Here is an 18,277-nt window from a genome sequence, read left to right as displayed (position 1 = left end):
CCGCCGTACTGGTCCTCAGCCGTGGGCGGGAAGCAGCTCGGTGATCAGACTCCGGACCCGCTCCTCGATCGCGTCACGGATGGGGCGTACGGCGTCGACACCCTGGCCTGCGGGGTCGTCGAGTTTCCAGTCGAGGTAGCGCTTGCCGGGGAAGATCGGGCAGGCGTCGCCGCAGCCCATGGTGATGACGACGTCGGATGCCTGAACGGCCTCGGTGGTCAGGACCTTCGGTTGCTGGGTGGAAATGTCGATACCGGCTTCGCGCATTGCTTCCACGACAGCGGGGTTGACCATGTCGGCCGGGGCCGAGCCGGCCGAGCGGACCTCGATGCGTCCCTGACCGAGGTGGGTGAGGAAGGCGGCGGCCATCTGGGAGCGTCCGGCGTTGTGGACGCACACGAACAGGACGGAGGGCTTGTCAGACACGGGCGGTTCCTTCCGGGGACAGGGCGGCTGCCGCGGGGGAGCCGGGGAAGTAGCGGCGTGCGGCCAGGGCCACGTGGACCAGGCCGATCAGGACGGGGACCTCGATGAGGGGACCGACGACTCCGGCGAGGGCCTGGCCGGAGGTGGCGCCGAAGGTGGCGATGGCGACCGCGATGGCGAGTTCGAAGTTGTTGCCTGCGGCGGTGAACGCCAGCGTCGTCGCCCGGGGGTAGTCGAGGCCGACGGCCTTGCCGAGGGCCATGGATCCGGCCCACATCACGGCGAAGTAGACCAGCAGCGGCAGCGCGATCCGACCGACGTCCCACGGCTTGGAGGTGATCGCATCGCCCTGGAGGGCGAAGAGCACGACGATGGTGAACAGCAGTCCGTAGAGGGCGAACGGGCCGATGCGGGGGATCAGCTTCGACTCGTACCAGTCCCGGCCCTTGGCCTTCTCGCCCAGGCGGCGGGTGAGGAATCCGGCGGCGAGCGGGATGCCGAGGAAGATCAGCACGGAGCGGGCGATCTCCCACACGGACACGTCCAGGCCCGTGGTCTCCAGTCCGAGCCAGCCGGGCAGGACGGACAGATAGAACCAGCCCAGGGCGGAGAACGCGATCACCTGGAAGACGCTGTTGAGGGCGACGAGGACGGCGGCGGCCTCGCGGTCGCCGCAGGCAAGGTCGTTCCAGATGATGACCATGGCGATGCAGCGGGCCAGGCCCACGATGATCAGCCCGGTCCGGTACTCCGGCAGATCCGGCAGGAAGAGCCAGGCCAGAGCGAACATCACCGCCGGGCCCAGGACCCAGTTCAGGACCAGCGAGGGCACGAGCAGGCGGCGGTCGCGGGTGACGGTGTCGAGCCGGTCGTAGCGGACCTTGGCCAGCACCGGGTACATCATCACGAGCAGGCCGAGAGTGATCGGCAATGAGACGCCGGTGACGGTCACCTTCGCGAGCGCGTCTCCCAGGCCGGGGACGAGGCGGCCCAGACCGAGGCCGGCGGCCATGGCGGCGAGGATCCACACCGCCAGGAAGCGGTCGAGGAAGGACAGCCGTCCCGCGACCGGCCCCGCGGCGGGAGCCTGGGCGGTCACGAGACCGCCTCGGGCAAGGGCTGCCCGGCGGGGCGGGTGAGGATTCCCGCGAGCTTGTCCGTCATCTCCGGCAGCAGCCGGTAATACACCCACGTCCCACGGCGTTCGGAGTCGATCAGTCCGGCCTGCTTCAGGAGCTTGAGATGGTGGGAGATCGTCGGCTGGGACAGATCGAAAGCCGGGGTGAGGTCGCAGACGCAGACCTCGCCGCCCGCGCGTGACGCGATCATCGACAGCAGCCGCAGCCGCACCGGGTCGCCCAGGGCCTTGAAGACCTTCGCCAGCTCGACCGCCTGGTCCTCCGCGAGCGGGGCCGCCAGCAGGCCGGGGCAGCAGGCGTCGGCGGCAGCGTCCTGGCCCAGTACCTCAAGCTCTTGTTTCGACATGTCTCTATGTTGACGTTCTTCGATCCAAGGCGCAACCTTGCATCCAAGAACATCGATACAGCCGGTTCACGGGCCCGGCTCGGCGAGAGAGAGGCACGATCATGAGCGAGCAGTCCGCTGACCTGCGGGAGACCGTCCGCCAGCGCTACGCGGCCGCCGCCGTCCAGGTCGCCGAAGGCGGCAGCGCATGTTGCGGGCCACAGGCCATCGAGGTCGACGAGAACTTCGGCTCCACCCTCTACGCCTCCGCCGAGCGGGAGGTGCTGCCCGCGGAAGCCGTTGCCGCCTCGCTCGGCTGCGGCAATCCGACGGCCGTCGCCGACCTCCATGAAGGTGAGCGCGTCCTGGACCTCGGTTCCGGCGGTGGCATCGACGTGCTGCTCTCCGCCCGCCGGGTCGGTCCGACCGGCAAGGCGTACGGGCTGGACATGACCGAGGAGATGCTCGCTCTGGCGCTGGCCAACGCGGCGAAGGCGGGCGCGACGAACGTTGAGTTCCTCAAGGGCGCCATCGAGGCGATCCCGCTGCCCGCGAACGCGATCGACGTCGTCATCTCGAACTGCGTGATCAACCTGTCCACCGACAAGCAGGCCGTCTTCGCCGAGACCTTCCGTGTCCTCGTCCCCGGCGGTCGCATCGGCGTCTCCGATGTCGTCGCCGCCGACGACCTCACCACCGAGCAGCGGGCCGATCGCGGCGACTACGTCGGCTGCATCGCCGGCGCCCTCTCCCTCGCCGAATACCGCCAGGGCCTCGAAGTCGCCGGATTCATGGACATCGAGATCACCCCGACCCACCAGGTCGCCGACGGCATGCACTCCGCCATCGTCCGCGCCACCAAGCCCACCGCCGCCGATCCGGCCCGGCCGGAGACCTGCTGCGGTGTCGCCGCCTGCTGCGCGGACTCCGAAGAAGCCGCCGACCCGGCGGTCACGGCCCACGAGGCGAAGTCGGCTGCCGGCTGCGGCTGCCGGTGACGAGGGCCACACGGCCAGCGGGGGTGGCGTCGTGCGTCAATCCGTCCTCCCGCGACCGGTGAACGGAGCCTCCCGGCCAACTGAGACCAAAACTGAGACCACGGAACGCAGAAGACCCCGGCCGGTTTCCCGGTCGGGGTCTTCAAGTGCCCGGTGAGGCACTGGCGGAGGATACGAGATTCGAACTCGTGAGGGGTTGCCCCCAACACGCTTTCCAAGCGTGCGCCCTAGGCCTCTAGGCGAATCCTCCGCCGCAAACAATACAAGACGTGGAGGGGTGCTCGCGAACACGTTCTGCCGAGGTGGGGGAGAGGTGGGGGGAGGGGCACGAGCAGGGGTGGGGATCGGCTAGGCTGGGGGCAAGCCCCTCACGTGGCGCTATCTCACCGAACTCCCCCAGGGCCGGAAGGCAGCAAGGGTAAGTGGGCTCTGGCGGGTGCGTGGGGGGCCCTTGTGTTTCCCGGGGGTGTGCGGGTGCGCGCTCTCTGTGATCGAGACCACTTGTCAGTGGGGCCCGATATCGTCGTAGGTGTGTCGTCCCTCGCGCTTTACCGCCGCTACCGCCCCGAGTCCTTCGCCGAGGTCATCGGGCAGGAGCATGTCACCACCCCGTTGCAGCAGGCGCTGCGCAACAACAGGGTCAATCACGCATATCTGTTCAGCGGGCCGCGCGGCTGTGGCAAGACGACCAGCGCGCGCATCCTCGCCCGCTGTCTGAACTGCGAGCAGGGCCCCACGCCCACGCCCTGCGGTGAGTGCCAGTCCTGTCAGGACCTCGCGCGCAACGGCCGGGGCTCGATCGATGTCATCGAGATCGACGCCGCCTCCCACGGCGGTGTGGACGACGCCCGTGAGCTGCGGGAGAAGGCGTTCTTCGGCCCCGCCTCCAGCCGGTACAAGATCTACATCATCGACGAGGCCCACATGGTCACCTCGGCGGGCTTCAACGCTCTGCTGAAGGTGGTGGAGGAGCCCCCGGAGCACCTGAAGTTCATCTTCGCGACCACGGAGCCCGAGAAGGTCATCGGGACGATCCGGTCGCGTACGCACCACTATCCGTTCCGGCTCGTGCCCCCGGGCACCCTGCGGGAGTATCTCGGCGAGGTGTGCGGCCGGGAGGACATCCCCGTCGAGGACGGCGTGCTGCCGCTGGTCGTCCGGGCGGGCGCGGGGTCCGTGCGTGACTCGATGTCCGTGATGGACCAGCTCCTCGCCGGCGCCGCCGAGGATGGTGTGACATACGCCATGGCGACGTCCCTCCTCGGCTATACGGAGGGCTCGCTGCTCGACTCCGTCATCGACGCCTTCGCGGCGGGCGACGGTGCCGCGGCGTTCGAGGTCGTCGACCGTGTCATCGAGGGGGGCAACGACCCCCGCCGCTTCGTCGCCGACCTGCTGGAGCGGCTGCGCGACCTGGTGATCCTCGCCGCGGTGCCGGACGCCGCGGAGAAGGGGCTCATCGACGCCCCCGTGGATGTCGTGGAGCGCATGCAGGCGCAGGCCTCCGTCTTCGGCGCGGCGGAGCTCAGCCGCGCCGCCGACCTGGTCAACGAGGGGCTGACCGAGATGCGCGGCGCGACCTCGCCGCGGCTCCAGCTGGAGCTGATCTGCGCGCGCGTGCTGCTGCCCGCGGCGTACGAGGACGAGCGCTCGGTGCGGGCCCGGCTCGACAAGCTGGAGCGCGGGGCCCTCGCGGGTGCCTCCCTCGGGTACGTCCCCGGGCCCGAGGGGCATGGGGCGCCCGTCCCGGGGCTCTCCGGGCCCGCGGCCGCGCGGGCGGCGGTTTCCGGCGCCCCCGTGGCTCCTCCGGTGACCCCCGCTGCCGCACCGGCCCCGACGGCCCCGGTGCCTCCGGCAGCCGCACCCGCCCCGGTGGCCCCGGCGCAGCCCGCGCCCGCCGCTCAGGTGAGCGCCCCCGCGGCCCCCGCCGGAGCCTGGCCCTCCGCGGCCGCGCCCGGTTCCTCGCCGCAGGCACCTGCTCAGACCACTCAGGCCGCCGCGCGCCCCGCGGGCGCCTGGCCGTCCGCCGCCGCTCCCGGGCAGGGAGGCGCCGCGAAGCCCGCCGCCGGTGCGTGGCCGTCCGCCGCCTCGCCCGGTCAGGGGGCCGCCGCTCCGGCCGCGCCCGCCCCGGCGTCGTACGGCGCTCCGCAGCAGGCCGCCCCGCAGGCGCAGCAGCCCTCCGGGGACGCGAGCCAGGTGCGGCAGATGTGGCCGACGATCCTGGAGGCGGTCAAGAACCGCCGCCGTTTCACGTGGATCGTGCTCAGCCAGAACGCGGACATCGTCGGCTTCGACGGCACGACGCTCCAGGTCGGCTTCGCGAACGCCGGGGCGCGGGACAGCTTCGCCAACAGCGGCAGCGAGGAGGTGCTGCGGCAGGCGATCAGTGACGCGCTCAGCGTGCAGTGGAAGGTCGAGCTCGTCGTCTCGCCCGGTGGCGGCGCCGGCGCCGGCGGGCCGGTGGTGAATTACGCGGGTACGCACGGCTCCGGCGGTGGCCAGGCGATGCCCGCTGCCGCGCCCCCGGCGGCCCAGGGTTTCGCGCCGCGGCCCCCGCAGGCGCCCGCGGCGCCTCCCGTGCAGGAGCAGCGCCAGGGCCCGCCCCCGGCGGCACCGGTCCACCGGGAGCCGGAGCCGCCGCCGGTCGCGCCGGAGGACGACATGCCGGAGGAGGACGACCCGGATCTGGTCGACTCCGCGCTCACCGGCCACGACCTGATCGTCCGCGAGCTGGGGGCGACGGTGATCGAGGAGATCGCGAACGAGTAGGGGCGGTGCCGGGACCCCCGGGTTCCGGCCCGCGAAGGCCGGGCAGGCCTGAATTCGCCCGGCCCGTGGTCAAGGCGCGGATCGAACAGGATGCGTAGCCGTAGACCATAGGGCGCAGCAAGCGGCGAACACGTAGGCTCGGGCTACCGAAGGTTTGACGTCGACAGCCAGGAGCGAAACCGTGATCCCCGGTGGTGGCCAGCCCAACATGCAGCAGCTGCTCCAGCAGGCCCAGAAGATGCAGCAGGATCTCGCCGCGGCCCAGGAAGAGCTCGCGCGTACGCCCGTGGAGGGCACCGCGGGCGGTGGCCTGGTGAAGGCCACCGTCACCGGCGCCGGTGAGCTCCAGGGCCTGGTCATCGACCCCAAGGCCGTGGACCCCGAAGACACCGAGACGCTCGCCGACCTCGTGGTCGCCGCCGTCCGCGACGCCAACGCCGCCGCGCAGCAGATCCAGCAGCAGAAGCTCGGCCCGCTGACCGCGGGCCTGGGCGGCGGCCTCCCCGGGCTGCCGTTCTAGCACCGGCCCGAGCCCTTAAGGCCCGGATCCTTACGGCCCGGCCCCTTACGACAACCGAAGAAGCAGAGACCGCAGAAGCAGAAGGAGCATTCGATCCGTGTATGAAGGCGTGGTCCAGGACCTCATCGACGAGCTGGGCAGGCTGCCCGGCGTCGGTCCCAAGAGCGCGCAGCGGATCGCCTTCCACATCCTCCAGGCCGAGCCCGCCGACGTCCGCCGGCTCGCGCACGCCCTGACCGAGGTCAAGGCGAAGGTCCGCTTCTGCGCCGTCTGCGGCAATGTCGCCCAGGAGGAGCGGTGCCGGGTCTGTCAGGACCCGCGCCGCGACCTCTCGGTGATCTGTGTCGTGGAGGAGTCCAAGGATGTCGTCGCGATCGAGCGGACCCGCGAGTTCCGCGGCCGCTACCACGTCCTCGGCGGGGCCATCAGCCCCATCGAGGGCATCGGCCCCGACGATCTGCGCGTCCGTGAGCTGCTCGCGCGGCTCGCGGACGGCACCGTCACCGAGCTGATTCTCGCCACGGACCCCAACCTGGAGGGGGAGGCCACCGCCACGTACCTCGCGCGCATGGTGAAACCCATGGGTTTGAAGGTCACGCGGCTGGCCAGCGGTCTTCCTGTGGGTGGAGACCTTGAATACGCCGACGAGGTCACGCTCGGGCGTGCCTTCGAAGGGAGACGACTTCTCGATGTCTGACGCAACGCTGCATGACGCCAAACGCGATCCCGATGATTTCGCCGTCCAGATCGCGGATTCGATCGAGAGCTTCATCGTCGCCGTCGCCGAGGTGTCCCGTGGCGACGAGCCGGACAGCGCCGTGCCCTTCCTGCTGCTGGAGGTCTCCCAGCTCCTCCTCACCGGCGGCCGGCTCGGCGCGCACGAGGACTTCCTCCCCGACGAGCGGTACGAGCCCGATGTCGGCCCGGAGCCGGACGTCGACGAGCTGCGCGAGCGGTTCGCCCTGCTGCTGGACCCGGTGGACGTCTACTCCGAGGTCTTCGACCCGTATGTGCCGCGCAGCGCGCCCGTCGCCTGCCGGATCTCCGACGACCTCGCCGACATCATCACCGACTTGCGGCACGGCATGGCCCACTACCGCGACGGCCGCGTGAGCGAGGCGCTGTGGTGGTGGCAGTTCTCGTACCTGTCCAACTGGGGCCCCACGGCCTCCGCGGCGCTCCGGGCGCTCCAGTCGCTGGTCGCGCACGTCCGCCTGGACCAGCCGCTGGACGAGCTGAACGGCCTGGACACGGACGCGGCGGCGACGGAGGAGCAGCTGGCCGAGGAGGCGGGGCGGGTGATGGCCGAGGAGATCGCGGCCCCGCTGGGGATCCGCCACTCCTAGCCGCGGCTCACGGACCCGCGGCGAGGACCTCCTCGCCGCCGGGTACGCGCGCGGCGGCCGCGTCGTCGTTCCGCGGGCGGTCGCGGCGGGCGGCCAGTACGACCCAGGCCAGCAGCGCGGCGGTGCCCGCGCCGGTGATCAGCAGGGGTGTCCACACGCTGCGGAGGAACCACGGCATGGCGGCGCCGAGCACGCCGAGGAGGAGGGCCGCGGCCGACGGAAGCGCGATCTGCCGGAGCGAACGCCGCGGCGAGTCCGTGGAGCGGCGGCCGAACCGGTACGCGGCCCAGAGGAAGCCCGCGGCCACCGGCAGCAGGCCCAGGGCGATCGCGTACGGCAGGCGGTAGCCGCCCCGCGGGTCGTCGTCCGTGGGCTGCCGCCGGTTGTGGAAGTCGACAAAGCGGCTCTTGTGATGCCAGTGGGTGACCGTGACCCGGTCGCCGGGCCTGACCTTGCCGACGACGGAGGGCCGCCCGGCCATCAGAATGCGGTGGCGGGTGCCGTCGTCCTCGGTGACCGAAAGCCACCGCTGCACCGACTTCCCCGAGGTGACCGTCTCGGTCCCGTTCACGGTGGCCGCCGCCGGCCGCAGGCACTTCTTCGACACCGCGTCGGACCGGCACGGGTGCGCGGCCTTGAAGGCGCGCTGCTCGGCCCGCGCCCCGGGCACGGTGACCAGCAGCAGATACGCCGCGGCGATCGCGCAGACCACGCCGGCCACCGCTGTGACCAGCGTCGACCGCCGTTGCGCGCGGGCCGTCGGGGACGCGGCGCTCATCGCGGGCCCAGCAGCATGCGCATGCTCCGCAGGGCGAAGCAGAAGTGCTTGATTGTCATGCGCACATTTTCCCCAGGCCCCTCCGGGCGGCGACGGCGCCCCGGCACCCGCGCGCGGGCGGCAAGGTGGTGCCGGAAGGGGTGTGAGCTGGGTTACCTTCGAGCGTGAGGGCCGGTACGGCGGGCAGGGGGACCGGCGACGGCGAAACCGTCTCAGCATGCGGTATCCGCATGGCCGAAAGCAGTCGCTCGTTAGACTGAGCCGACCGCATTACACATAGCTGCGAGGAGCGCACGTGGGCCTTGTCGTGCAGAAGTACGGAGGCTCCTCCGTTGCCGATGCCGAAGGCATCAAGCGGGTTGCCAAGCGAATCGTGGAAGCCAAGAAGAACGGCAACCGTGTGGTTGTCGTGGTTTCCGCGATGGGTGACACGACGGACGAGTTGATCGATCTCGCCGGGCAGGTTTCCCCGATCCCTGCCGGACGCGAATTCGACATGCTGCTGACCGCCGGGGAGCGCATCTCCATGGCGCTGCTGGCGATGGCGATCAAAAACCTCGGTCACGAGGCGCAGTCGTTCACCGGTAGCCAGGCCGGGGTCATCACCGACTCGGTCCACAACAAAGCGCGGATCATCGATGTCACGCCGGGGCGGATCCAGCAGTCCGTCGACGCGGGCAACATCGCGATCGTGGCCGGCTTCCAGGGTGTGTCCCAGGACAAGAAGGACATCACCACCCTGGGGCGGGGCGGCAGCGACACCACCGCCGTCGCCCTGGCCGCCGCGCTGAACGCCGAGGTGTGCGAGATCTACACCGACGTCGACGGGGTCTTCACCGCCGATCCGCGGGTCGTGAAGAAGGCCCGCAAGATCGAGTGGATCTCGTTCGAGGACATGCTGGAGCTGGCGAGCTCCGGCTCCAAGGTGCTGCTGCACCGCTGCGTCGAGTACGCACGCCGTTACAACATCCCGATCCACGTGCGCTCGTCCTTCTCGGGGCTCCAGGGCACCTGGGTCAGCAACGAACCGCGAGGGGACCAGCCGATGGAGCAGGCGATCATTTCGGGTGTTGCCCACGACACCTCCGAGGCCAAGGTCACGGTCGTCGGGGTGCCGGACAAGCCGGGTGAGGCGGCGACGATCTTCCGGGCGATCGCGGACGCCGAGATCAACATCGACATGGTCGTGCAGAACGTCTCCGCCGCGTCCACCGGCCTGACCGACATCTCCTTCACCCTGCCGAAGACGGAGGGGCGCAAGGCGATCGAGGCGCTGGAGCGCACGAAGGACCGGGTCGGCTTCGACTCGCTGCGCTACGACGACCAGATCGCCAAGATCTCGCTGGTCGGCGCGGGGATGAAGACGAACCCGGGGGTCACGGCGACCTTCTTCGAGTCGCTGTCGAACGCCGGGGTGAACATCGAGCTCATCTCGACCTCCGAGATCCGCATCTCGGTGGTCACGCGTGCCGACGACGTGAACGAGGCCGTGCGCGCCGTGCACACCGCCTTCGGCCTGGACACCGAGAGCGACGAGGCCGTCGTCTACGGAGGCACCGGTCGATGACCGGCGCCGGCTCTGCGGCCCGTGTCCCCTCGGGGGGTACGGGCCGTAGGCCGACCCTCGCCGTCGTCGGCGCCACGGGCGCCGTCGGGACGGTGCTGCTCGGGATCCTGTCGCAGCGCGCGGACGTGTGGGGCGAGGTCCGCCTCGTCGCGTCCGCCCGCTCGGCGGGCCGGAAGCTGATCGTCCGGGGCGCGGAGACCGAGGTCGTCGCGCTGAGCGAGGAGGCGTTCGAGGGCGTCGACGTCGCGATGTTCGACGTGCCGGACGAGGTGGCCGCGCAGTGGGCGCCGGTGGCCGTCGCCAAGGGCGCGGTCGTGGTGGACAACTCCGGCGCGTTCCGGATGGACCCGGACGTTCCGCTGGTGGTGCCCGAGGTCAACGCGCACGCGGCGCGGGTGCGACCGCGCGGGATCATCTCCAACCCCAATTGCACCACGCTGTCGATGATCGTCGCGATGGGCGCGCTGCACGCCGAGTTCGGGCTGAGCGAGCTGATCGTGGCCTCGTACCAGGCAGCTTCGGGCGCGGGTCAGGCGGGCGTGGCGACGCTGCGGGCGCAGCTGGCCGCGGTCGCGGGCACGGATCTTGGCGAGAAGCCGGGCGACGTGCGGCGGGCGGTCGGGGACGACCTGGGGCCGTTCCCGGCTCCGCTGGCGCTGAACGTGGTGCCCTGGGCGGGGTCGCCGCGGGAGGCCGGCTGGTCGTCCGAGGAGCTGAAGGTGCGCGACGAGTCGCGGAAGATCCTGGGGCTGCCGGAGCTGCGGGTCAGCGCGACCTGTGTGCGCGTACCGGTGCTCACCACCCACTCGCTGGCCGTGCACGCGCGCTTCGAGAACGAGGTGACCGTCGAGCAGGCGCACGAGATCCTGGCCAACGCTCCGGGCGTGGTGCTCGTCGACGACCCGGGCGAGGGCGAGTTCCCCACCCCCGCGGACGCGGTGGGGACGGATCCCACCTGGGTGGGCCGCGTACGGCGCTCGCTGGACGATCCGAACGCCCTGGAGCTGTTCGTCTGCGGCGACAACCTGCGCAAGGGTGCCGCGCTCAACACCGCCCAGATCGCCGAAGTCGTGGCGGCGGAGCTGACGGCTCCCTAATCTGGAGGACCCGTGAAGGTCCTGTGATCAAGTCGTTGGTCCAGACCTCTTGAGCTGGGTGAATGGTGTGTTCGACTATTCACACCCCGTTCGGCGGGTGCGGCCGTGGCCCCGCGCCGCAACCGCCGTCCGGCCGGGGAGCGTCTTTGTTGCCGTCTCTCGGGGTGGCGCCAAAATCGGGGCATCGAGGAAGAGCTGGTACGCATGAGGGCATATGACGCACCGTCGAGCGGTGTCGTGTCACACGGGATGCCTCGCGCGTACAACCCTGACGGGGGGAAGCGTGTCCAACAGGCGTGGCAGAGGTCATCAGCATCGCAACCGCCCCGCGGCGCAGCAGTGCAGTGCGTCCGCGTCCGCGCACGCCGGGCGGTATGCCGGTGATCGCTCCCTGGCCCACCACCCGTCCCGCCGCCCAGCTGCCGCCCCAGCGCGGGGATGCTGACGAGGCGATGGCAGCGGGCACCACAGTCGACCACCTCACCGAGACCTACCGCGCCCATTACCGGTCGCTGCTCGGCCTGGCGGCGCTGCTTCTCGACGACACCGCGTCCTGCGAGGACGTGGTGCAGGAGGCATTCATCCGGGTGCACTCCGCGCGGAGCCGCGTCCGGGAGCCGGAGAAGACCCTCGCCTATTTGAGGCAGACTGTCGTCAATCTGTCCCGATCAGCGCTCCGCCGCCGCATCCTCGGGCTGAAGCTGCTCTCCAAGCCGATGCCCGACATGGCGAGCGCCGAAGAGGGTGCGTACGAACAGCTGGAGCGAGACCAATTGATCACCGCGATGCGCGGACTGCAGCGCCGCCAGCGTGAGGTGCTCGTCCTCCGCTATTTCGCCGACATGACCGAGGCCCAGGTCGCCGAGACCCTGGGCCTCTCGCTCGGGTCGGTCAAGGCCTACGGCTCCCGGGGCATCGCGGCGCTCCGTGTCGCCATGGAGGCTCCGGCATGAACCAGCAGTTTCCCGGCGGACCCCTGCGCGGTGAGGGTCCGGTTGATGGCGGTTCGGGCGAGGGCGGGAGCGACGGTACGCCGCCCGGAGCGCCGGAGTCCGGGGCGCCCGGGCCGCTCGACGAGCAGGCCCTGCGACAGCTGCTGCGCGGCGCCGTCGACGAGCTCGAACCGTCCGCCGACGCGCTGGAGCAACTGCGGCGCGCCGTGCCCGCCCGGCGTACGCGCCGCCGCCAGGCCCTCGTCGGGGTCGCGGCCGCGGTGATCCTCGGCGGCACGGCGCTGCCCGCGCTCCTGCACGTCGCGGGCACCGGCATCACCACCGAGGAACGGCACGCCAACACCGCCAGCGCGCAGAACAGCCAGCAGGAGGCCGACGAGGGCCTGAGCGACGGGGTCGTCGAAGGCGGGCGGGCCCGCCCGGACAACCCCCCGGTCGGCAAGGACCGCGAGGCCGACGAGGGCCGCAGGCCCGAGGGCAACAAGCCGGACAACGAGATCAAGCCGTCCGGCTCCCCGGGCGGCAGCATCCCCGACCCCGCGAACACCTTCGCCGCGATCTCGCCCACCTGCGACCGCGACCAGCTGGGCAAGGGCACCGGCACGGTCGGCGCCGCCGACAAGGACGGCCGGGTCTACGGCGCCTTCCGCGTCGTCAACATCTCCCGCGCCGTCTGCACGGTGGCGGGGCCGGGCACGGTCGCCGCCAGCGCGCGCGGCAGTGCCGACAGCGCGCGCGTCTCCGTCGTGGACCACACGCCCGGCGACGCCGCGACCGGGCTGCCCAACCCGACGGCCGAGCCCAGCGAGGTCATCCTCCAGCCCGGCCAGGCGTACGAGGTGAAGTTCGCCTGGATCCCGGCCCCCGACGGCGGCCGCAGCGGATGCGCGAAGAGCACGGGCGGGGCGACGCCCTCGCCGGCCGGCAGCGCGGCAACTCCGGCGGCGGGCGCGTCCGCCGCCGAGAACCGGCCCACGGCCACCGACCCCGGTCCGCCCCCGCCTCCGGCGAGCGTGGTGCTCAGCCACACCCCGGACGTGGGCGAGCCCGCGATAGCGGACACGAAGATCGGCGACGCGTGCGCGGGCACCGTCTACCGGACCGGTCCTCTGCCGACGGCGCCCTAGCCGTCCCGGACGGCGCGTCAGCGCGGTACGGACCCGCACTCTCCAGCGCACCCGGACGAGTTCCGGGGCCGCCCGCCGCGGGCGCCGCGCGTGCCCGTACCGTGGGGGTGTGTATCGGTTCCTGCTGACTTCCCGCTGGTGGGGGATCAACGCCTTCGCCGTGCTGTCGATCCCCTTCTGCCTCTTCATGGGCAGCTGGCAGCTCAGTCGTTTCGAAACCCGCGTCGACTCGCACCGCGCGGCGCAGACACAGGCCGATGACGCCCGTACCGCCACGGCCGAGCCACTGGCCGACCTGCTGCCGGTCAGCACCGAGACCTCCGGCCGGCAGGCCGTCGCCGGCGGGCGCTACGACACCGAGCACCAGCTGCTCGTCCCCGACCGGGATCTGGACGAGCGCAAGGGCTTCTACGTCCTCACCCTGCTGCGGACCGACGGCGGCAAGGCCCTGCCCGTCGTCCGCGGCTGGCTGCCCGGCGACGCGGACTCCAGGACCGACGCCGCCGCCGTGCCCGCGCCGCCGGCCGGCCACGTCACCGTCACCGGTGCCCTGCAGTCCTCGGAGAGCCCGGGCTCCAGGGGCGTACAGGCCGGCGGCCTGCCCAAGGGGCAGCTCGGCATCATCAGCGCGGCCACGCTGGTCAACCTCGTGCCGTACGAGGTGTACGACGCGTGGATCACCGCGCCCGGGGCGCAGGGCGCGATGACGCCCGTGCCCCCGGCCGCCGCGCCCGGCAGCGGCCTGGACCTCAAGGCCTTCCAGAACCTCGGCTACACCGGTGAGTGGTTCGTCTTCGCCGGCTTCGTCGTCTTCATGTGGTTCCGCCTCTTCCGCCGCGAGGCCGAGGCCGCGCGGGACCTCGCGCTCGGCATCGCACCGGACGAGCCCGCCGGACCGGCCGGCCCCGCGGGCACCGAAGGGCCTACCCCTCCGAGCGGTCCGGACGACGGCCCAGGTGACGCTCCGCAAAAGCGATCTCCAGCCGGAGCTGCTTGACCCGCTCCTCCACCACCAGTGAGCCGTGGCCCGCGTCGTAGCGGTACACCTCCAGGGGGTGGGCGCGGTCCTTCAGCCGGTCGACGTAGTTCTCGATCTGGCGGATCGGGCAGCGCGGGTCGTTCATGCCCGCCGAGATGTAGACGGGCGCGCGCACCTCGTCGACGTACGTCAGCGGCGACGACGCCGCATAGCGCTCCGGCACCTCCTCCGGGGTGCCGCCCAGCAGCGTGCGGTCCAGGGCCTTCAGCGCCTCCATCTCGTCGTGATAGGCCGTCACATAGTCGGCGACGGGCACGGCCGCCAGGCCCAGCGCCCAGGCGTCCGGCTGGGTGCCCAGGCCCAGCAGGGTCAGATAGCCGCCCCACGAGCCGCCCGCGAGGACCAGCCGCCCGGGGTCGGCGAGGCCGGACGCCACGGCCCAGTCCCGCACCGCCGCGATGTCCTCCAGCTCGATCAGGCCCACCCGGTGCTTGAGGGCGTCCGTCCAGGCGCGGCCGTAGCCGGTCGAGCCGCGGTAGTTGACGCGGACGACCGCGAAGCCGTGGTCCACCCAGGCCGCGGGCCCGGCGGCGAAGACGTCGCTGTCGTGCCACGTCGGGCCGCCGTGGACCTCGAAGACCGTCGGGAAGGGGCCCTCACCCTCCGGCTTCTGCACCAGTGCGTGCACCTTGCCGCCCGGCCCCTCCACCCAGGCGTCGGAGACCGGGACCGAGTGCGGGGCGCGGCCGATGCCGCCCGGCACGCGCGGCGGCTCCAGCACCAGCTGCCCGCTCGTGGAGCGGACGGCGGGCGGCGTCGCCGCCGATGACCACACGAACTCCACCGTGCCGTCCGGACGCGGCAGCGCTCCGGAGACCGTGCCCTCGGGGGTGTCGAGCCTGCTGAGGCCGCCGCCGGCCAGGTCGTACCGCCACAGCTCGCTGCGCGCCCGGTAGCTGTGCTCGACGAGCAGCGCGGAGCCGTCCGGATACCAGTCGGCGTGCAGGTCGCCGGGGAGGTCGAGGGCCAGCGCGGTCTCCTCGCCGGTCGCCGCGTCCCACAGCATGGGCTCCCAGCGGCCGCGCCGCTGGTGCCCGACCAGCAGCCGACAGTCGCCGTCGACCGGTGCGAAGCCCATGGCGGTCAGCCCCAGCTCCTCGGTGCCGCCGCGGGTGTCGTCCAGCTCGGCGACGGTGGTGCCGTCGGTGCGGACGATCCGGATCGCCGAGTGCATGGCGTCGCCGTGCTCGGTGTGCTCGATGGCGATCAGGGTGCCGTCGTGGGAGAGGTCGCCGACGCCAGCCGACTCCTCGTGGTGGTAGATCTCGACGGGCTCGGCGCCGGGGCGCGCCACATGCACGGTCGAGCCCCCCTTGTCCGTGGACCGGCCGACGACCGCGGTGCCGTCCCGCCCCAGGGCCAGGCCGCTGGGGTAGGAGGGGGCCAGGCCGGGCGCGGCCGGCTCGTCGGCCCCGCCGTGGAAGGGCTGGCGCATCCAGACGCCGAACTCGTCGCCGTCCGCGTCGGAGAACCACCAGATCCATTCGCCGTCCGGCGACAGCACGCCGCCCGTCGTGCCGTTCGGCCGGTCGGTCGCCTGGCGCTGCTCGCCCGTCGCGCGGTCCCACGCGTACAGCTCGAAGGTGCCCGTCACGTTCGAGACGAACAGCGAGCGGTCCGGGGCGTCCTCGGCCCACTGCGGCAGCCCGACCCGCGGCGCCCGGAAGCGCTTCTCCCAGTCCGGCATGGCCGCCTGTGCCGCCGCCTCGCCCGGCGCGGCCCCCTCGTCCTGCGTGATCCCGCCGGTCTGCTCGGCCCCGTTGCTCTCAGTCATGGCCCCATTCTGCGCTGCAGGTCGGACAACGTGCCGCGGGGTGCCACAGCCTGTGGATAACTTCCCGGGCCGAAGCGCTCCACCGGTGCCGTCCAGGAGTCGTCGAAGCCGTCCAGGAAGGCCGCGAGCGTGTCGGTGAGGTGCTCGGGCGACCGCGCGCGGAACAGCACCGGCTGGTACCCCGAGACGCGGTAGTGCGTCCGCATCATGGCGTGGGGGTCCAACTCGCGGATCTCGCACCGGCCCAGCTGTGCGAGCTCCCCGGAGGAGGAGAGCAGCGCCGCGCCGTACGCCTTGGTCTCCCCGCGGTCCGCCATGACGCCGAACTCCAGCGTGAACCAGTACACCCGGCTGATCAGCTCCAGGGCCCGGCGCGTACGGACCCGCAGGGCCGCCCGCCCGAAGAGGCGGTAGAGCTCGGCGAAGCGGGGGGAGGACAGGTGGATGCCGTGCCCGAACACGTCGTGGATCACGTCCGGTTCGGGTGTGTACAGCGGTATCGAGGGGTGCCGTACGAACTGCACGGCGTGGAAGTACCCGCGCTCCATCGAGCCGAGGAAGCGCCGGTTCTCCACGAACCCTCCGGCGAGCGTGAACGCGAACCCCGACAACTCCCGCATTCTGGCGCTCACTTCCGCGTGCTGCGGAATGTGGTCCGCGGGCATGGGGGCGTCCTCGGCGGCCTCCAGGACCGCGCGGTGCGCGTGCTCGCGGTGCGCGCAGGTCAGCGCCGCGTGCGCCGTGCGCCAGGTCGCGTGCTCGCTCTCGGTGTACGTCACGTGCGGCGAGGGGTCGCCCACCCGGTGCCCGCGGGCCAGCCGCACCAGCGACGCCCGCCGCTCCAGGTACCGCCTGTCGTGCCGCCCGGGGTGCTCCGCCGCACTCCCCAGGTGCCCGTCCGGCGTGACCGGTGTCCGCATCCGCGCATCGCTCATGACACACAGGGTGCCCATGTCGATCCGGGCGGTAACCACTGTGATGGCTGGGTCCGCGAGGTGTACCGGGGTGCCGTTGTCGCGCGGCGTGCGGGATACGCTTCGTCAACATTTGCCTAAAAGTTGACAAAGATCCGCAAGATCGTTCGCACTGCCTCAGCCCTCTCCGTACCGCCTCAGAAAGCCGCGTGCATGACCACCCCGCCGCCGATACCTTCTCCGCCGCCGTCCGGTACGGAGCCGTCTGGAACAGAGCCGTCCGCTACGGAGCCCACCGGAACGCAGCCGTCCGGAACGGAGCCCCCTGCAACAGAGGCCGCCGCGACGGAGCCTCCTGCGACGGAAGCCCCCGCAACAGAGCCGCCCGGAACGCAGCCGCCCGGAACGCAGCCGCCCGGAACGCAGCCGCCCGGCATGCCGCCGGGCATGCCCTTCGGTGCGCAGCCGCCCGGCATGCCTCCACACATGCAGCAGCCGGGAATGCCGGGCATGCAGCCGCCGGGAATGCAGCCCCCTCCGCCCCACTGGGGGATGCCGCCGGCGCCGCCGCTCGGCTTTCCCCCGCCGCCGCCCGGGCCGCCCAGCAACGGTGCCGGGGTCACGGCGCTGGTGCTCGGCGTCATCGGCGTGGGCTGCGGATTCGTGCCGTTCCTCTTCTGGCTCACGGTGCTCCTGGGCATCCTCGCCCTCATCTTCGGCATCGTCGGCTGGAGCCGCGCGCGCAACGGTGTGGCGACGAACAAGCCGATGGCGATCGCGGGCACCGTGCTCGGCGGCATCGCCTGCGTCCTGTCCGTCGTCGGCCTGCTGCTGACCGTCAGCTTCGTCCGCGACGTGAAAAGGGACTTCGACAAGGAGACCAAGGAGCTCGAGTCGTCCGCCAGCGCGGATCCGTCGCCTTCCGAGGAGGAGGACGACGGCCGGACGAAGGCGGACAGCCACAGCCTCGACTTCGGCAAGACGGCCCGCTACGCCAACGGCCTCAAGGTCACGGTCGCGCAGCCGGAGAAGACTGAACTCAGCGAGCACAGCGCCAAGGAGGGCTACGTCGCCTACATGGTCGTCGTGACCATCGACAACGGCACCGACAAGACCGTGGACCTCGACCTGACCACGGTCAAGGCGCGCGACGGCGACGGCGCGGGCCTGGAGCGCACCTACGACTTCCGCAAGGGCGTCAGCTTCAACCAGGGCATCACCGGCCGCCCGCACGCGGGCAAGTCGCTCACCGGCACGTACGTCTACCTGGTGCCCGAGAAGAAGGCCGGCGACCGCATGGAGATCAGCGTCGAACCGGGCTCGATCACCTACAAGGAAGCCGCCTGGAGCGGCCCGGTCAAGTGACGGGGCGCGGCGTCTGAACGCGCGGAGGGCCGGAGCGGCGACATCGCTCCGGCCCTCCGCGTTTGCCCGCCCGCGCGGACCCACCCGCCGAAGCCGTAAGCCGTACGGCACCCCCCCGACGCCATCTGTGAATTCCCCGC

The 18,277-nt window shown here is 71.8% G+C and carries 17 protein-coding genes, 1 tRNA gene and 1 other RNA gene; 12 read left to right on the top strand and 7 right to left on the bottom strand.

Translation table 11 applies throughout. The features are described from left to right. Positions 1-15: 15 nt before the first annotated feature. From ABD269_RS28815 to ABD269_RS28805, 3 genes are read right to left on the bottom strand one after another with little or no spacing between them, the layout of a single operon-like run. On the bottom strand, positions 16-426 hold the full coding sequence (locus ABD269_RS28815) for an arsenate reductase ArsC (RefSeq protein WP_229328448.1): 411 nt from the start codon (positions 424-426) through the stop codon (positions 16-18). Further along, positions 419-1,525, bottom strand: coding sequence for an ACR3 family arsenite efflux transporter (arsB, locus tag ABD269_RS28810; RefSeq protein ID WP_344122577.1), 1,107 nt, complete (start codon positions 1,523-1,525; stop codon positions 419-421). The genes ABD269_RS28815 and arsB overlap by 8 nt, the downstream gene beginning before the upstream one ends. Then, positions 1,522-1,911: an ArsR/SmtB family transcription factor gene (locus ABD269_RS28805; RefSeq protein WP_229328449.1), complete on the bottom strand. Its 390-nt coding sequence runs from the start codon at positions 1,909-1,911 to the stop codon at positions 1,522-1,524. Before ABD269_RS28805 ends, arsB begins: the two co-directional genes overlap by 4 nt. A 101-nt stretch (positions 1,912-2,012) precedes the next feature. On the opposite strand from ABD269_RS28805, the gene arsM reads away from it, so the two are divergent. Next, on the top strand, positions 2,013-2,888 hold the full coding sequence (gene arsM, locus ABD269_RS28800) for an arsenite methyltransferase (protein WP_344122572.1): 876 nt from the start codon (positions 2,013-2,015) through the stop codon (positions 2,886-2,888). A 162-nt stretch (positions 2,889-3,050) separates the two neighbouring features. Here the strand turns inward: arsM and ABD269_RS28795 are convergent. After that, a tRNA-Ser gene (locus ABD269_RS28795) sits at positions 3,051-3,138 on the bottom strand. A 110-nt stretch (positions 3,139-3,248) separates the two neighbouring features. On the opposite strand from ABD269_RS28795, the gene ffs reads away from it, so the two are divergent. The 5 genes from ffs (at position 3,249) to ABD269_RS28770 (ending at position 7,523) form a co-directional block, all read left to right on the top strand. Further along, positions 3,249-3,343, top strand: an RNA gene (gene ffs / locus ABD269_RS28790) — signal recognition particle sRNA small type. A gap of 76 nt (positions 3,344-3,419) precedes the next feature. Further along, a complete protein-coding gene (locus ABD269_RS28785) occupies positions 3,420-5,657 on the top strand; it encodes a DNA polymerase III subunit gamma and tau (protein ID WP_344122570.1) in 2,238 nt (745 codons plus the stop codon). A gap of 181 nt (positions 5,658-5,838) precedes the next feature. Next, entirely contained in the window at positions 5,839-6,177 is a 339-nt protein-coding gene (locus ABD269_RS28780; RefSeq protein ID WP_344122568.1) for a YbaB/EbfC family nucleoid-associated protein, read from the top strand. Between the two features lie 97 nt (positions 6,178-6,274). Then, a complete protein-coding gene (recR, locus tag ABD269_RS28775; RefSeq protein WP_301893753.1) occupies positions 6,275-6,874 on the top strand; it encodes a recombination mediator RecR in 600 nt (199 codons plus the stop codon). Then, positions 6,867-7,523, top strand: coding sequence for a DUF5063 domain-containing protein (locus ABD269_RS28770; RefSeq protein ID WP_301893752.1), 657 nt, complete (start codon positions 6,867-6,869; stop codon positions 7,521-7,523). Before recR ends, ABD269_RS28770 begins: the two co-directional genes overlap by 8 nt. A 7-nt stretch (positions 7,524-7,530) precedes the next feature. On the opposite strand, the gene ABD269_RS28765 is transcribed toward ABD269_RS28770, so the two are convergent. Beyond that, positions 7,531-8,301 (bottom strand): hypothetical protein, encoded by a 771-nt coding sequence (locus tag ABD269_RS28765; protein WP_344122565.1) that lies wholly within the window; start codon positions 8,299-8,301, stop codon positions 7,531-7,533. A gap of 295 nt (positions 8,302-8,596) precedes the next feature. On the opposite strand from ABD269_RS28765, the gene ABD269_RS28760 reads away from it, so the two are divergent. The 5 genes from ABD269_RS28760 to ABD269_RS28740 all read left to right on the top strand — a co-directional run bounded on the left by ABD269_RS28760 (position 8,597) and on the right by ABD269_RS28740 (position 14,042). After that, complete coding sequence (locus ABD269_RS28760) at positions 8,597-9,868, top strand: aspartate kinase (RefSeq protein ID WP_116213049.1); 1,272 nt, start codon at positions 8,597-8,599, stop codon at positions 9,866-9,868. Next, the gene (locus ABD269_RS28755; protein WP_301893749.1) at positions 9,865-10,965 is read left to right on the top strand and encodes an aspartate-semialdehyde dehydrogenase; all 1,101 of its coding nucleotides are present in this window, start codon (positions 9,865-9,867) and stop codon (positions 10,963-10,965) included. Before ABD269_RS28760 ends, ABD269_RS28755 begins: the two co-directional genes overlap by 4 nt. Before the next feature lie 374 nt (positions 10,966-11,339). After that, positions 11,340-11,918 (top strand): SigE family RNA polymerase sigma factor, encoded by a 579-nt coding sequence (locus tag ABD269_RS28750; protein WP_301893747.1) that lies wholly within the window; start codon positions 11,340-11,342, stop codon positions 11,916-11,918. Beyond that, the gene (locus tag ABD269_RS28745) at positions 11,915-13,045 is read left to right on the top strand and encodes a hypothetical protein (protein WP_344122561.1); all 1,131 of its coding nucleotides are present in this window, start codon (positions 11,915-11,917) and stop codon (positions 13,043-13,045) included. The genes ABD269_RS28750 and ABD269_RS28745 overlap by 4 nt, the downstream gene beginning before the upstream one ends. A gap of 109 nt (positions 13,046-13,154) precedes the next feature. After that, positions 13,155-14,042, top strand: a complete 888-nt coding sequence (locus ABD269_RS28740; RefSeq protein ID WP_344122559.1) for an SURF1 family protein — start codon at positions 13,155-13,157, stop codon at positions 14,040-14,042. On the opposite strand, the gene ABD269_RS28735 is transcribed toward ABD269_RS28740, so the two are convergent. Further along, positions 13,969-15,771: a S9 family peptidase gene (locus ABD269_RS28735; protein WP_344122720.1), complete on the bottom strand. Its 1,803-nt coding sequence runs from the start codon at positions 15,769-15,771 to the stop codon at positions 13,969-13,971. The genes ABD269_RS28740 and ABD269_RS28735 overlap by 74 nt on opposite strands. Positions 15,772-15,854: 83 nt before the next feature. Beyond that, complete coding sequence (locus ABD269_RS28730; RefSeq protein ID WP_344122557.1) at positions 15,855-16,793, bottom strand: phenylalanine 4-monooxygenase; 939 nt, start codon at positions 16,791-16,793, stop codon at positions 15,855-15,857. Positions 16,794-17,258: 465 nt separating this feature from the next. Between ABD269_RS28730 and ABD269_RS28725 the strand changes: the two genes are divergently transcribed. After that, complete coding sequence (locus ABD269_RS28725) at positions 17,259-18,137, top strand: DUF4190 domain-containing protein (RefSeq protein ID WP_301893741.1); 879 nt, start codon at positions 17,259-17,261, stop codon at positions 18,135-18,137. Positions 18,138-18,277 lie beyond the last annotated feature (140 nt).

The sequence above is a fragment of the Streptomyces blastmyceticus genome, assembly GCF_039521185.1.
Lineage (GTDB): Bacteria > Actinomycetota > Actinomycetes > Streptomycetales > Streptomycetaceae > Streptomyces > Streptomyces blastmyceticus.
This window is presented reverse-complemented; position numbering and strand designations above follow the sequence as displayed.